Here is a 12,948-nt window from a genome sequence, read left to right as displayed (position 1 = left end):
CTCCCTACTTCGGGCGTATGGCGTCCGCCGTCCCCTGGATGAAGGCCTTGATGCTCTCGATGTCGTCCCCCGAGAGCTTGCCCGTGAAGTCGGGCATGCCGCGCGCCATGGCCGGGCCCTTGAGGATGAACTTGTCCAGGTTCGTGATGTAGGCCGGGTCCATGTAGCCGAGGTTGGGGATGTTGCCGCCGCGGTCCACGCCCGGCACGCCGTGGCAGAACACGCAGTTGCTCACGTAGAGCATGGTGCCGGCCTGGACCTTGGCGGGGTCGTACTTCACGCCCTGCACCAGCTTGTCCATGCGGTACTGAACGAAGTCGGGCATCTTGGCGGTGCCGCCCACCGCGAAGGTGTAGACCGTGCCCGGGCCCTGCCGCTCGGTGGCGCGCTGCGCCAGGCCGTACACGCCGCCCCAGCCCACCGCGACCGACACGTACTGCTTGCCGTCCACCATGTAGGTCGAGGGCGCTGCCACCACGCCGGTGCCGGTGGGCGTTTCCCACAGCTTCTCGCCGGTCTTCGCGTTGTAGGCGAGCAGGCGGCCGTCGGCCGTGCCCTGGAACACGAGGTTGCCGGCGGTGGTGAGGGTGCCGCCGTTCCATGGCGATGCGTAGTCGACGCCCCACGCTTCCTTCTGCGCGACGGGGTCCCACGCCACGAGGCGGCCGAAGGGCTTGCTGGTGGGCGGCTCGACGTTGGCGAACTTGCCGGTGTTCCAGCCCAGCGCGGCATGCGGACGGCCGGGCGCGTTCTGGTCGAACTTCCAGTCCTTGTCGTCCATCAGGTTGATCGGCACGTGCTGCGCGGGCAGGTACGCGTACCCCGTCTGCGGGTTGAACGACATCGGATGCCAGTTGTGCGCGCCGAAGGGGCCGGGGATGCTGTCGCCGGGCTTCTCGTTCTGCCGCGCTGCGGCGATCTCGATGGGGCGGCCGTTCTTGTCGTAGCCAGTGGCCCAGTTCACTTCGACGAAGTTCTTCGCCGAGATGAACTTGCCGCTGGTGCGGTCGATGACGAAGAAGAAGCCGTTCTTCGGCGCGTGCAGCAGCACCTTGCGCGCCTTGCCGTCGATCTTCACGTTGGCCAGGATCATCGACTGCGTGGAGGTGTAGTCCCAGTTGTCGCCGGGCGTCTCCTGGTAGTGCCACACGTACTTGCCGGTGTCGGGGTTGAGCGCCACCACCGAGCCCAGGTAGAGGTTGTCGCCGCCCTTGGGGCTGCGCGCCTTGGCAGCCCATGGCGAGCCGTTGCCGGTGCCCACGTACATCAGGTTGAGTTCGGGGTCGAAGGCAAAGCTGTCCCATGCGGTGCCGCCGCCGCCGGCTTCCCAGTACTTGCCGCTCGGGTCCCAGGTCTTGGCAGCGCGCGCCATCGATTCGTCTTCGAAGGGCTTGCCCGGGTCGCCCGGCACCACGAACCAGCGCCACTTCTGGTCGCCTGTCTTCGCGTCATACGCGGTGACGAAGCCGCGCACGCCGTACTCGGCGCCGCCGTTGCCGATGATGACCTTGCCCTTGAACACGCGCGGCGCACCGGTGATGGTGTAGCTGCCCTTCTGGCCCTCGATGGTGTTCTTCTCCCAGACCTTCTGGCCGGTGGCTGCGTCGAGCGCGATCAGTCGGCCGTCGTAGGCCGCCACGTAGACCTTGCCTTCGTAGATCGCAACGCCTCGGTTCACCACGTCGCAGCAGCCCTTGAAGCCTTTGGACTTATCGACCTGCGGATCGAAGGTCCACAGCTTCTGCCCGGTGCGCGTGTCGATGGCGTGCACCACGCTCCACGAGGCGGTGACGTACATGATGCCGTCCACCACCAGCGGCGTGGCCTCCACGCCGCGCGTCGATTCGAGGTTGTAAGACCAGACCAGCCCCAGCTGCTTGACGTTGCCGGCGTTCACTTGGTCGAGCTGGCTGAAGCGCGACTCCGAATAGTCGAGGCCCACGCTGGGCCAGTCGGGTGTTTTCTTCTGCGCCGCGTTGGCGCGGATGAAGCTGCCGTCCACGCGCTTGGTGGCGGTTGCCGCGCGATCCTGTGCGTTCTGGGCCGTGGCCGCCGTGTTTGCGCCCAGGCACAGCAAAGCGCCGGCGAGCACGAGCAGCCCGGAGTGTGTTTTTTTCATCGCAGGTCTCCTTTGTGCCCCAAGGATGGTCTGCGCGGGCTTCGCATTCATCTTCGGGATTTCCCCAGTCCGGTGCTGTTCCATTGCGGAACACATTCGACGCTGGTCCCGGACTCGGTCCCTTGCGGGAGGCAGCGAACACCATGGCCCTCGACGGAAGAAGAATCGGCACGGCGGATGCGCCGCGCCAGCTCTTTGCCAGCACGCCCGCGCAGCGCGTGGCGCTCGCGCGGCAGCAGTTCTTCGAGGAAGGCGTGCGCCCCTCGGGCCTCGTCGGCGAGGCGGTGATCCAGTCGTGGATGCGCTGCAGCCGCACGCACACCGACCGCCAGCGCATCGTGCCCTTCGATGCGGTCACGCCGAGCCGGCTGCACGCCACGCTCGCGCGCAACCGCGAACTGCTCGAGGTGGCACGGCAGGAGCTGGTGCAGATGGAGCACGCGCTCGCGGGCACCGACTGCCGCGTGATCCTCACCGACAGCGAGGGCGTGCTGGTGCACGTCACGCAGCAGCCCGCCATGGCGCACCAACCGGTGCTGTGCAAGACCGCGCGCGTGGGCGTGAACATTTCGGAGCGCATCGTCGGCACCACGGCGCCGGGCATCGTGGCGAGCACCGGGCAGGCGTGCACGGTCAATGGCGCGGAACACTACTTCGACCTGCTGTGCCAGATGCAGTGCGCGGCCGCGCCGATCCGCGACGTGACGGGGCAACTGGCCGGCGTACTCGACCTCACTGCGGAGGCACGGCGCTTCGGCTTCGACGCGGCATCGATGGTGGCGCTCTACGCCACGACCATCGAGAACCGGCTGCTGCAGGCGCAGTCGCGCGACCACCTGATCCTGCGCTTCCAGGCCAGCCCCACGCTGCTGGGCACGCCGCTCGAGGCGCTGGCCGGCATCGCGCCCGACGGCACGATCGCGTGGCTCAACAACGCTGGTGCGCGGTTGCTGGGCCGGCTGCCCGAAGCGGCGGACGAGCGCGATGTCGAATGCCTGCTGGGGCATGACCTTGCGAGCCTGTTGCGCCTTGGGCGGCGCGAGGCGGCACAGCCGCTGCGGCTGGCGAGCGGGCTGGGCGTGTGGGTGCAGGCGCGGCTGAAGGGCGCGGATGGCGTGGACTTCCGGCATGCGGTGGCGACGCCGGGCGAAACAGCGCCGCTGGCCATCGAACAGGATGCGCAGATGCCTGCTGCCGAAGCCTGCGAGCCCGAGCCCCACGCCGAGACAACGCTGCGCGAGCACAGCCGCAAGCTGATCGAAGAAACGCTAGTGGCGCACGGCGGCAATATGTCTCAGGCGGCGCGGCAGTTGCGCGTGTCGCGCGGCACGCTCTATCGCCGGCTGCGCGGCTGGAAAGAAGACGCCGCGGACTGATCAGGCCGCAGCGCGAGCCAGCGCACGCGCGCGACGTGCCTTCGCATCGGGCTGCAGCGGCCGCAGGTATTCGTGCAGCGCCAATGCAGCTGCGCCCACCGCAGGCGCCAGCGCGCCGTAGCGCGCGGTGCGCAGGTCGGGCGCGGGCATGCCGGCATCGTCGGCGTGGCGCTTCATGCTTTCGAACGCCGCCTGCGCAAAGCCCCGATGCTCGGCACACGCCTTGCCGCCGAGCACGATCGCGCGAGGGTTGAACGTGACCCACAGGTTCTGCAGCAGCACGCCGAAGAAGGCAGCGGCGCGCGGCAGATCGACCCCCTTGCGCTCCAGCACGCGTGAGCCGAAGAAGGCTTCGGCGCAGCCGCGTCGGCCGCATGAGCACAAGGGCCCGTCGAGTTCGAGAATCGTGTGGCCGATCTCTCCGGCCATGCCCTGCGCACCGGTGAAGAGCCGGTCGTTCAGCACCACGCCGGCACCCACGCCGACGTCACAGTTGACAAAAATCAGCGGGTCTTCGCCCTCGCCCGCCGCGAACTCGTATTCGCCAAGCGCAGCGGCATCGGCGTCGTTCTGCAGCTGCACGGTCACGCCGGGCAGGCCGACGGCGGCAAAGGCTTTTTCGAGCGCGGGCAGCAGGCTCACGTTGCGCCAGCCGAGGTTGGGCGCGAAGCGGACCACGCCGGTGCAGTCGTCCACCGCGCCGGGCACGCACACACCGATGCTCGACAGGCGCAGGCCCAGTTGCTCCAGCTGCGCATTCGCAGCGGCCGCCATGCGCGCGACCTGCGCGCACACGCCGGCCGGCGAGCCATCGGTGAGCGCGTGTGTGTTCGAGTGCAGTACCTCGCCCTGCAGCGAAACGCACACGAGGCGCACCGTCTCCACCGCAATCTCCACGCCCATCAGCGCGCGCACGCCCACGTTGATCTGCAGCGGCGTCGAAGGCCGACCGAGCCCGTCGGCCACTGTGGCGCCGGCCTCGCTGAGCCAGCCTTCGTCGATCAGCTCGCGCACCAGCAGGCTCACGGTCGACTTGGTGAGGCCGCTCTCGCTGGCCAGCCGCGCACGAGAGAGGCCGGGCTGCGCGCGCAGCAGCCGCAGCAGCACGCTGCGGTTCATGCGCTTGAGCAGTTGCTGGTCGCCGATGGTCTTCACAACAGCATCAGGCGAGCGCGGCGGTGTCGGCGTGATGGGCCTGCTCCTTGCCCTCGGGCCGCTTGCCGGCAATGATCATCCCGAGCACTTCGTCTTCGGTCACGTCGGCGGTGCGGTAGGTGCCGACAAGCTTGCCGTTCTTCATCACCGCGAGCCGGTCGCTCAGCGAGAACACGTCGGGCATGTCGTGCGTGATGAGGAAGATGCCCACGCCATCGGCCTTGAGCTGCTTCACGAGGCCGCCGACCATTGCGGTTTCTTCAGGGCCGAGCGCCGCGCAAGGCTCGTCCATGATGAGGATGCGCGCGTTGAAGTACAGCGCGCGCGAAATGGCCACCACCTGGCGCTGCCCGCCCGAGAGCCGGCGCACCGGCACGCGGATGTTGGTGAAGTTCTTGTTGAGGCGGTGGAACACCTTGCGCGCCTGCACTTCCATGAAGTGATCGTCGAGCGTGCGCCACGGGGTCATCTTCTCGCGGCCGAGAAAGAGGTTCGACACCGAGTCGAGGTTGTCGGCCAGCGCGAGGGTCTGGTAGATGGTCTCGATGCCCTGGCCCTGTGCTTCGGCGGGCGTGCGGATGTTGACCTTCTCGCCCGCGATCAGCGTGTCGCCCGAGTCGATGGGGTAGGCGCCCGCGAGCATCTTCATCAGCGTGGATTTGCCGGCACCGTTGTGGCCCAGCAGCGCGACCACTTCGCCGGGGTAGAGGTTGACGCTCACGCCATCCACGGCCTTGACGCCACCGAAGGCTTTGCGGATTTCGCGCAGTTCCACCAGGGGTTTGGAGGTGTCGATGTCTGCCATTTCAGTTCTCCCCAAACTTGCGGCGATACAGCACGTCGAACACCACAGCCACGATCAGCACCTGCCCGATGATGACCATGCGCTTGCCGATGGGCACGTCGAGCAGCAGCATGCCGCTGTCGAGCGACTGCATGATGAGCGCGCCCAGCACCGAGCCGAAGATCGAGCCGCTGCCGCCCGCCAGCGCCGTGCCGCCGATGACGGCCGCCGCAATCACGTACAGCTCCATGCCCGTGCCCAGCGAGTTGGTGCCCGCGTTGAGCCGCGCGATCGACACGATGGCCGCAACGGTGACCAGCACCGCCAGCAGCGCGAACAGCATCAGCGTGACGCGCTTGACCGGAATACCCACCAGCGCTGCCGCGTCGGGGTTGCCGCCCATCGCGAACACATAGCGCCCGAAGCGCGTGCGGTGCACGATGAACGACAGCACGATGGCCACCGCGGCCCAGATCAGCACCGGAATCGGAATGCCCTGCGGCTCGCTCTTCGACGAGATCTGGTAGTTGTTCATGACCCATGCGAAGGCGATCACCACCGCCACCGGCACTGCGGTGATCAGCACGTCGAGCCACAGCGCCTCGGTCGGCATGTCGTAGCGCTGGCGCGCGCGGCGCTTTTGCAGCATGCGCCCGAACAGCACCAGCGCCACGATGGCCGCGAGCACCCAGCTCGCAGTGACGCCGATGCCGCCGTCGTAGCCGCCGCCCAGGCGCTGGAAGAATTCGTCGTTCACCGGCTGCGTCTTGCCGTCGGCCACCAGGAAGGCTGCGCCGCGAAACGACATGAGGCCGCCCAGCGTGACCACGAACGACGGCACGCCGAGCACCGCCGTGAGCCAGCCCTGGTAGATGGACACCAGCAGCGCCACCGCGAGCCCCGCAAGGCAGGCCGTGGGCCACGACCAGCCGGAGGTGTATTGCAGGTAGGCGATCAGCACGCCGACGAAGCCCATCACCGAGCCGACCGACAAGTCGATGTGGCGCGCCACGATGACCAGCACCATCACGGTCGACACGATGCCGACCACGGCCGTCTGCTGCGCGACGTTGTAGAGATTTTCGGGCGAGAGAAACACGCCGCCCGACATGACGCTGAACACCACGGCCATCACAGCCAGCAGCACGCACATCAATATCAGCCGCAGGTCGATGCCCGTGCGGCGCCACCAGCCCGGTGTTGGATTGCTCATTTTTCAGACCCCCTTGGGACTACAGGTGCGCAACCTGCCCTGGCCGGGCCCGTTGTGGGCCGGCCTGAGGCGGCAGCGTTGCGCGGATGGACGCGCGACCAGCGCGTCCGTTGCTACGGCTTACTTGCAGGCGGCGGGCGCGCTCGCACCCGAGGCGCCCTTGCAGAGCTCGTCCTTCTTGATCCAGCCGGCCTTGACGACCACGTCGAGGTTGTCGCGCGTGATCGGCACCGGCGTCAGCAGGCGCGAGGACAGCGAGATCTTCTTGGCGCCGCCGGCCCACGGCGCGGCCTTGTCGACCGGCTTGCCAGCGGCCAGCGCCACGGCGGCGGAGGCGGCTTCGCGGCCGAGTTCGCGCGAGTCCTTCCAGATGGTGGCGGTCTGCGTGCCCAGCGCGATGCGGTTGAGCGCCGCGAAGTCGGCGTCCTGGCCCGACACCGGAATGCCGCGGATGCCCTTGGCCGTGAGCGCGGCCACCGCGCCGCCGGCCGTGCCGTCGTTGGCCGCGACCACCGCGTCGACCTTGTTGCCGGCCTTGGTGAGGATCTGCTCCATGTTCTTCTGCGCGACCTCGGGCTTCCAGCCTTCGGTGTATTCGTCACCGACGATCTTGATGTCGCCCTTCTTGATGGCGGCGTCCAGCACTTCCTGCTGGCCCGCACGCAGGAAGTCGGCGTTCGGGTCGCTCGGCGAGCCCTTGATGATCACGTAGTTGCCCTTGGGCTTGACCTTGAAGACTTCGCGTGCCTCCATTCGGCCGACCTCGACGTTGTCGAAGGTGATGTAGAAGACGCCGGGCGCCTCGATCAGCCGGTCGTACGCCACCACGGGCACCTTCTGGCGCGTGGCCTTGGTGACGGCGGGCAGGATGGCGTCCTTGTCCATCGCCAGCACGATGAGCGCCTTGGCGCCCTTGGACATCAGGCCCTCGATGTCACCGAGCTGCTTCTCGGGCGAGCCGCCCGCATCGGCACTGATGTACTTGGCGCCGAGTTTTTCCAGTTGGGCCTTGATGGCAGCCTCGTCGGTCTTCCAGCGTTCTTCCTGGAAGTTCGACCAGCTCACGCCGACCACGGTCTGCGCCATCGCGCCCACGGCCGTAAGACCGAAGGCCATGGCGGCCAGGGTGTGTTTCAGTTGCATCGATGTCTCTCCAATGTTGGTGCGCCCCGCAGGGATCAGCCGTGTAAGAAATTAGTTAGTTTGAAGGGCGAACTAACTATCCCATCGCGGCGGTGCTCTGGGCATCCGGGAATTCCCGGAGCGCATTGCGACCCTTGTCGCGGGATGCGGTCCTACGTCGAGGGCGTGTGCGGCCCGGTATCTTTCGCATCCCTCCCGCCTGGCGGGAAGCCTTATTCCGAACGCTCTCCCGACCTTTGTCGCCGATGAACAAGGAGACAAAAAATGCTCACAGACATGCTCATGCTCAGGCAGATTGCCGCCACGCGGCTACCCATGGTGATGTCCTCGCGCAAGGACATCGATGAAGTCCTGAAACTTCGCGCCGCCGGACTGGTGCTCGCGCTGGTGCCCTCGGCCGCGGACATCGCGAAGATGCCGGGCCTGCGCGTGGTGCAGGTGCTGGCGGTCACGCAGAAGGGTTTCGAGGCGCTGCAATGCGTGCGCTATCCGGGCGAAGGCACGCGTGAAAAAGGCCGGGAGGTCCCGGCCTTTTCGTGAAGCGCTCGATCGGCGCAAATCCGATCAGCGCGAGTTACTCACGCGCACGTGCGGCATTGCGCAGGTCGCGGATCTGGTCGTGGTTGCGCTGCGCGCCTTCGGCCTGCATTGCGATCACGCCGCGCACGTCGGCCGGCAGGTTCTGCTTCATCGCCTTGCGGTAGCGTGCAACCGCCGCGTCTTCGCCGCGCTCACACGACTCCAGGATCGAGAGCTCGCTGTTAGCGCCCAGCGATCCCTTCACGTGCACCCAGCCGCGGTGCAATGCGCCGCTGGTGGTGCCGCCGGAGGCCGGTGTGCCGCTGTAGGTGGTGACGAGCGCGATCAGTTCGGCACCGGCCTTCCTGCATTGCTCTGCGCGGCTGGCAAACAGCTGCTTTGCCGCGGGGTCCTTCACTTCTTCGGCGCAGGCGCGAAAGCCGTATTCGCCGTCACGCGAGTTTTCGAGCAGGTCGTTGAGCACGTCCACGACCTCGTCGTTGGCGAGGATGGGGCCTGCGTTCAGGGTGTCTGTGGTTGCTTCGGTGTATGCCATGTCGGGGTCCTTTCGTTGCCCGTCTGTGCGACGGGCCGGGTCTGCAGGGTTCAGCCTTGCCTCTGCTTTCATTGATTGCTCTGGCGGCTGAGCGAAGACCCATGGTTGAAAGATCGACAGCGCCGCCGCGTCGTCACATCGGGCGACCCTGCGTAGGCGAAGGACGACCCGCTCCGGTGTCTTCACTGCGCGCAGACGCTGAGCGGAGACGCTCGGGAAAACTCTGGGGAAAGTTTTGGCACAAAGGGGCGGTTGTCCACAGACCGCCCGGCTGCTCCCGAGTTGTTCCTTTTTCGAGGCAGCCCCGAAAGCAGAGGTGCGCACAGTGAAGCAGGCAGCGCAAGTCGTTGTCAGCCATGGAAAAAAGCGCAGTTTCCACAGCAGGGGTTTACCCTTATCTACTACTACTATCTTTAATAAGAAGAATAAGTAGAGAAGAGAGAGAAGAGGCACAGCGCTCAGTCGAGCGGAAAGACTCGGCGGAAAGTCTGTACCTCGCCGCTCATGCTCGTGCGAATCGCGAGCGCCAGTTCCAGACCAGTCGCGCCCATGCGCGCGGGTGCGATCGCAGGCAACTGACGCCACCCCACGCCCGGCTCCCACGCCCGAAGCTCGAAGGCGGTGACGTCGTTCAAGACCGCCGTGCGATCCGCCGTATCGGGCGCAGGCAAGGGAAACGCCGCCGCAGCCGGCCCTGCGGCCCGATAGAGAACACCGCCGCGCTCCCACCACTGCACCCGCTGCCAATACCCCGGTGCGGCAGGCGCTGTACGAACGATCTCGATGAAAAAGGGCAACCCGTTCTGCCGACGCGCCTGCAGCGAGGCCGGCAGCAGGTCGGCCGGCGGTGCCACGGCCGCAACGGGTCGCCCGCCTGCCTCGCGTGTCGCACCGTTGCCGCCGGGCCCAGCTGCATCGCCCGCGCGCAACGGAAACTCGGTGGTAACGCGCAGGGCAAGGTCGCGGTCCATCTGGTCGAGCGCGCGCAGCAGCCGGGCGATGTCTTCGGTGCGGTGTTCCAGCGCACCGTTGGCCCGGCTCACGCTGTCGAGGCCGCGCCAGGCGATCAGGCTCAGCACCGCCATGATGGTGATGGCGATCATCACCTCGACCAGGGTGAAGCCGGCCTGCCGGCGCGGTCGCGTCATCTACCGGCCCTCCTGCACGCGCGTCTGCAGCGAAGCCATGCGCCGGTCGCCGTTTTCCGCGAGGTAGACATCCACCGTCACAGTGCGCAGCCCGTCGACGGCGGCACCGGCCTCGAGCCGGCAGACCAGGCGCAGGCCGCCTTGCGGGCAGGCGCTGCGCACGACGCCCGGCCCGGCCGGGCCCTGGCCGATGCGCAGCTCCGCCAGGCTGTTTTCCGCGGACAGCATCGCCAACGACTGCTGCTCCAGCAGGCCGAGGTTGGTGATGGTCAGGCTGGAGGCCCGCGCGATCGCTGCCAGCGCGATGCTGACGATGGCCAGCGCAATCAGCACCTCGATCAGCGTGAAGCCTGCGGCGCGCGGCGCGTTGTTCATGGACTACCTCACCTCGTAGCCGCCAGCGGCGTCGCGCAACACAGCCACCGTGGCGCTGCCGTGGCGCAGTTCGAGCCGCCAGGTCGCGCCGATCAGCTCGGAGGTCAGCAGGATCGGCCGGGCCGGCGTCACCTCCACCGGGCCCACGCGCCACTGGCGTGGGCGCAGTTCGTCGTCGCGCGCGAAGGTGTCGAGCGTGCCCAGCGTCGATACCGCCGGTATCGCGCTGCCCGGCACGGCCTGCCAGGTGCCGCGCGCGAACTGGTAGCCGTCGGCGTTCGCCTGCCATGCGATGACGCGGCCGTCGATGCGCACCTCGTTCTGCGCCACCGCCAGGCGCAGCGCCAGCTCGCGGGCATCGCGGCGCAGTTCCTGTGCAGGGTCGGGCGCGACGGCGAAGCTGATTGCCGCGCTCGCGATGCCGACGATGACCATCACGATCATCAACTCGATCAGCGAGAAGCCGCCCTCGCCGACGCGCCGGGTTCGCGGCGACATGCACACCTTCATCTTGCTGCGCCCGGTTGGTTGATCGATTGAAAAGCCCTGCCCAATGCTAGGCAGCGCATGTGATGCCGGAATGAAAACACCGCCCCGGCGCGGCAGCGCGAAGCCACTGACATCAAACCCCAACGGCCGCGTGATAGACAGGGCTTCCAACGCCCGCAGCAGCGGCAACCGAATGGGAAATACCGATGACCGAGCCTGTGAAACCATCCACCAGATACGCCGTCCACGCCGCGGGCCTGCTGCTCGTCGTGGCGGGTGTGGCGACCTGGGCGCGCCTTCTGCCCCAGCCTGCTGCGCCCGCACCGGCCCCGCCTGTGCAGGCTGCGGATGCCGACCCCACAGCTGGCGCGTTGGCGGCATGGTTCGGACCCGGCGAGGTGCGGGCCAACATCGTCGTCAAAGGGCTGATCAGGGGGGACGACCATGGCGTTGCAGTGCTGTCCGTCAACGACGCAGCGCCCAGGCCCTACCGGTCGGGCGAGACGCTGGGCAAGTCGGTCACGCTGACCTCGATCGAGGCCGACGCGGTGGTGATCGACAAGGCCGGCACGTCCCAGCGCATTGCCGCACCGGTGCTTGCGCGGCCCGCCAACCCCGGCATCGTCAGGGTCGCGCCCGCTGCTGCTGCTGCGCAGTAGCCCCAACGGGCTAGCGCATCGTCTGGTGCGGCCGCGCATCCGGCACGGAGGCGGCGCAGGCCCAGGTCGACAGCGCATGCAACAGACCGCGATTGACTCTGAAGTCGCCGTCGCCCGATTCCGGCAGGAAGGTGTTCGAAAGACAGCGCGTGATCACGCGCGCCACGCGCGGGTCGGCCCCCACCACGTTCAGGTCGCGCGTGAACTCGACGCGGCCGGGCAGCTCGTCGGCGAACTTCTCGAACCCCACGAACCACCGGAACAGCATGTTGTAGGTGAGGCTCTCGTGCACCTTCTCGCCGTCCTCCAGCGAATAGATGATCTGCAGGATCAGGCTGCGCACCAATGTCGAGGCGCCGATCCTGCCGCCGTGCTGCAGCTCCAGGTCTGCCAGCAGCGCTCGCTCGTAGCGCAGCGCGTCTTCCACCAGGTCATGCAGCGCCACCAGGGGATGGCCCTCGGGCACGAGGGCGCGCAGGTTGTCGGCCTGCACCCACGCGTGGTGGCTCACGATCCAGACCCAGGGTGAGCCGTAGCGGTTGACCGCCACCGGCCCTTCGCGTGCCCGTTCGACGATTTTCGAGAGCCTGGCATCCAACTCCTGCATGGTGACCCGCATGGGTGTCGTCCACTTCATCGTCTGTTTCCTCCACTTCCCGGATGACTATGCAACAGGATGCGTGACAGCTGCGCGAGCGGAGGTTCCGCAGGGGCAGGCAACGCACCCGCCAAAAGTTCAACGCAATACGCCAAGGGCCTGCCTGAGCGTGGTGTCCACCCTGCGCACCGAAACACCGTGGCGCCTGGCCACTTCCTGGCGCGACATTTCGTGCCAGCGCAGCGCCAGCAGCACCGAGCGATGGCCGCGCGGCAGGCTCTGCATGGCGCGGTCCACGGCAGCCACCTCGGAGCGCGCCTCGGCGATCAGCTCGGGGCCGGGCTGCAGGTCGGCGATGACGTCCGGATCGGCGCCCTCGTCGCTGTTCGATCCCGGCCAGCGCTTGAGCGAACGCAGGCTGTCCATCGCGAGATTGCAGGCCACGCGGTAGACATAAGCGTCGGGGTTCGCCGGCGCTTCCTGCGGCTGCCGTTCGCCCAGGCGCAGCCAGGCATCGTGCAGGCACTCGCGGGCGAAGTCCGCGCATCCGAGATGCCGCTCGAGGCGCCGGTGCAACTGCGCGTAGTGCGTCGCCAGGTGTGCCTGCAGGTCGACGGCGGGCTCGGCCGGCTTCGGCGCGCGCACTTCCGGCACCGGCATGACAATGCATTCGTCGCGCAGTTGCCAGCCGGGTTGGAACAGCATGGAGAACCGGTCCGGCGCACGGCCTATGGCCTGGGAGTCTGGAGTCATGATGGGCTTCGCTGAACGCCCGCCCAGTCCACCGGCCGGGATCTCCGGCCGCGGGAATGGT

14 protein-coding genes are annotated in these 12,948 nt (G+C 67.6%); 3 read left to right on the top strand and 11 right to left on the bottom strand.

The genetic code is table 11. The annotated features are described in order from the left end of the window. Window positions 1-4: 4 nt before the first annotated feature. Window positions 5-2,119, bottom strand: a complete 2,115-nt coding sequence (locus NWF24_RS00130; RefSeq protein ID WP_258352403.1) for a PQQ-dependent dehydrogenase, methanol/ethanol family — start codon at window positions 2,117-2,119, stop codon at window positions 5-7. A gap of 143 nt (window positions 2,120-2,262) precedes the next feature. On the opposite strand from NWF24_RS00130, the gene NWF24_RS00125 reads away from it, so the two are divergent. Next, complete coding sequence (locus NWF24_RS00125; RefSeq protein ID WP_258352402.1) at window positions 2,263-3,495, top strand: helix-turn-helix domain-containing protein; 1,233 nt, start codon at window positions 2,263-2,265, stop codon at window positions 3,493-3,495. Here NWF24_RS00125 and NWF24_RS00120 read toward each other — a convergent pair whose 3' ends face one another. The 4 genes from NWF24_RS00120 to xylF all read right to left on the bottom strand — a co-directional run bounded on the left by NWF24_RS00120 (window position 3,496) and on the right by xylF (window position 7,790). Then, window positions 3,496-4,650 (bottom strand): ROK family transcriptional regulator, encoded by a 1,155-nt coding sequence (locus NWF24_RS00120; RefSeq protein ID WP_258352401.1) that lies wholly within the window; start codon window positions 4,648-4,650, stop codon window positions 3,496-3,498. A 7-nt stretch (window positions 4,651-4,657) separates the two neighbouring features. Next, window positions 4,658-5,455 carry an ATP-binding cassette domain-containing protein gene (locus NWF24_RS00115; protein WP_258352400.1) on the bottom strand — a complete coding sequence of 266 codons (798 nt, stop codon included), beginning with the start codon at window positions 5,453-5,455 and terminating at the stop codon, window positions 4,658-4,660. A gap of 1 nt (window position 5,456) precedes the next feature. After that, window positions 5,457-6,647 (bottom strand): sugar ABC transporter permease, encoded by a 1,191-nt coding sequence (locus NWF24_RS00110; protein ID WP_258352399.1) that lies wholly within the window; start codon window positions 6,645-6,647, stop codon window positions 5,457-5,459. A 120-nt stretch (window positions 6,648-6,767) separates the two neighbouring features. Next, window positions 6,768-7,790, bottom strand: a complete 1,023-nt coding sequence (xylF, locus tag NWF24_RS00105) for a D-xylose ABC transporter substrate-binding protein (RefSeq protein WP_258352398.1) — start codon at window positions 7,788-7,790, stop codon at window positions 6,768-6,770. A gap of 264 nt (window positions 7,791-8,054) precedes the next feature. Between xylF and NWF24_RS00100 the strand changes: the two genes are divergently transcribed. Continuing rightward, window positions 8,055-8,330, top strand: coding sequence for a hypothetical protein (locus NWF24_RS00100; protein ID WP_258352397.1), 276 nt, complete (start codon window positions 8,055-8,057; stop codon window positions 8,328-8,330). A 34-nt stretch (window positions 8,331-8,364) separates the two neighbouring features. Here NWF24_RS00100 and NWF24_RS00095 read toward each other — a convergent pair whose 3' ends face one another. From NWF24_RS00095 to NWF24_RS00080, 4 genes are all read right to left on the bottom strand, one after another. Next, on the bottom strand, window positions 8,365-8,865 hold the full coding sequence (locus tag NWF24_RS00095; RefSeq protein WP_258352396.1) for a ferritin-like domain-containing protein: 501 nt from the start codon (window positions 8,863-8,865) through the stop codon (window positions 8,365-8,367). A gap of 458 nt (window positions 8,866-9,323) precedes the next feature. Continuing rightward, on the bottom strand, window positions 9,324-10,013 hold the full coding sequence (locus NWF24_RS00090; RefSeq protein ID WP_258352395.1) for a PulJ/GspJ family protein: 690 nt from the start codon (window positions 10,011-10,013) through the stop codon (window positions 9,324-9,326). Then, complete coding sequence (gene gspI, locus NWF24_RS00085; RefSeq protein WP_258352394.1) at window positions 10,014-10,388, bottom strand: type II secretion system minor pseudopilin GspI; 375 nt, start codon at window positions 10,386-10,388, stop codon at window positions 10,014-10,016. Window positions 10,389-10,391: 3 nt separating this feature from the next. Continuing rightward, window positions 10,392-10,886 (bottom strand): prepilin-type N-terminal cleavage/methylation domain-containing protein, encoded by a 495-nt coding sequence (locus tag NWF24_RS00080; RefSeq protein ID WP_258352393.1) that lies wholly within the window; start codon window positions 10,884-10,886, stop codon window positions 10,392-10,394. A gap of 197 nt (window positions 10,887-11,083) precedes the next feature. On the opposite strand from NWF24_RS00080, the gene NWF24_RS00075 reads away from it, so the two are divergent. Further along, window positions 11,084-11,536 carry a type II secretion system protein N gene (locus NWF24_RS00075; protein WP_258352392.1) on the top strand — a complete coding sequence of 151 codons (453 nt, stop codon included), beginning with the start codon at window positions 11,084-11,086 and terminating at the stop codon, window positions 11,534-11,536. Window positions 11,537-11,546: 10 nt separating this feature from the next. Here NWF24_RS00075 and NWF24_RS00070 read toward each other — a convergent pair whose 3' ends face one another. Together NWF24_RS00070 and NWF24_RS00065 are read right to left on the bottom strand one after the other, a co-directional pair. After that, window positions 11,547-12,173, bottom strand: coding sequence for a transposase (locus NWF24_RS00070; protein ID WP_258352391.1), 627 nt, complete (start codon window positions 12,171-12,173; stop codon window positions 11,547-11,549). 99 nt (window positions 12,174-12,272) lie between these two features. Further along, entirely contained in the window at window positions 12,273-12,839 is a 567-nt protein-coding gene (locus tag NWF24_RS00065) for an RNA polymerase sigma factor (RefSeq protein WP_258352390.1), read from the bottom strand. Between the last annotated feature and the right edge of the window lie 109 nt (window positions 12,840-12,948).

It is taken from the genome of Variovorax paradoxus (genome assembly GCF_024734665.1).
Classification (GTDB): Bacteria; Pseudomonadota; Gammaproteobacteria; order Burkholderiales; family Burkholderiaceae_C; genus Variovorax.
The sequence above is the reverse complement of the archived record's forward strand: the minus strand, read 5'-3'. Positions and strand labels throughout refer to the sequence as shown.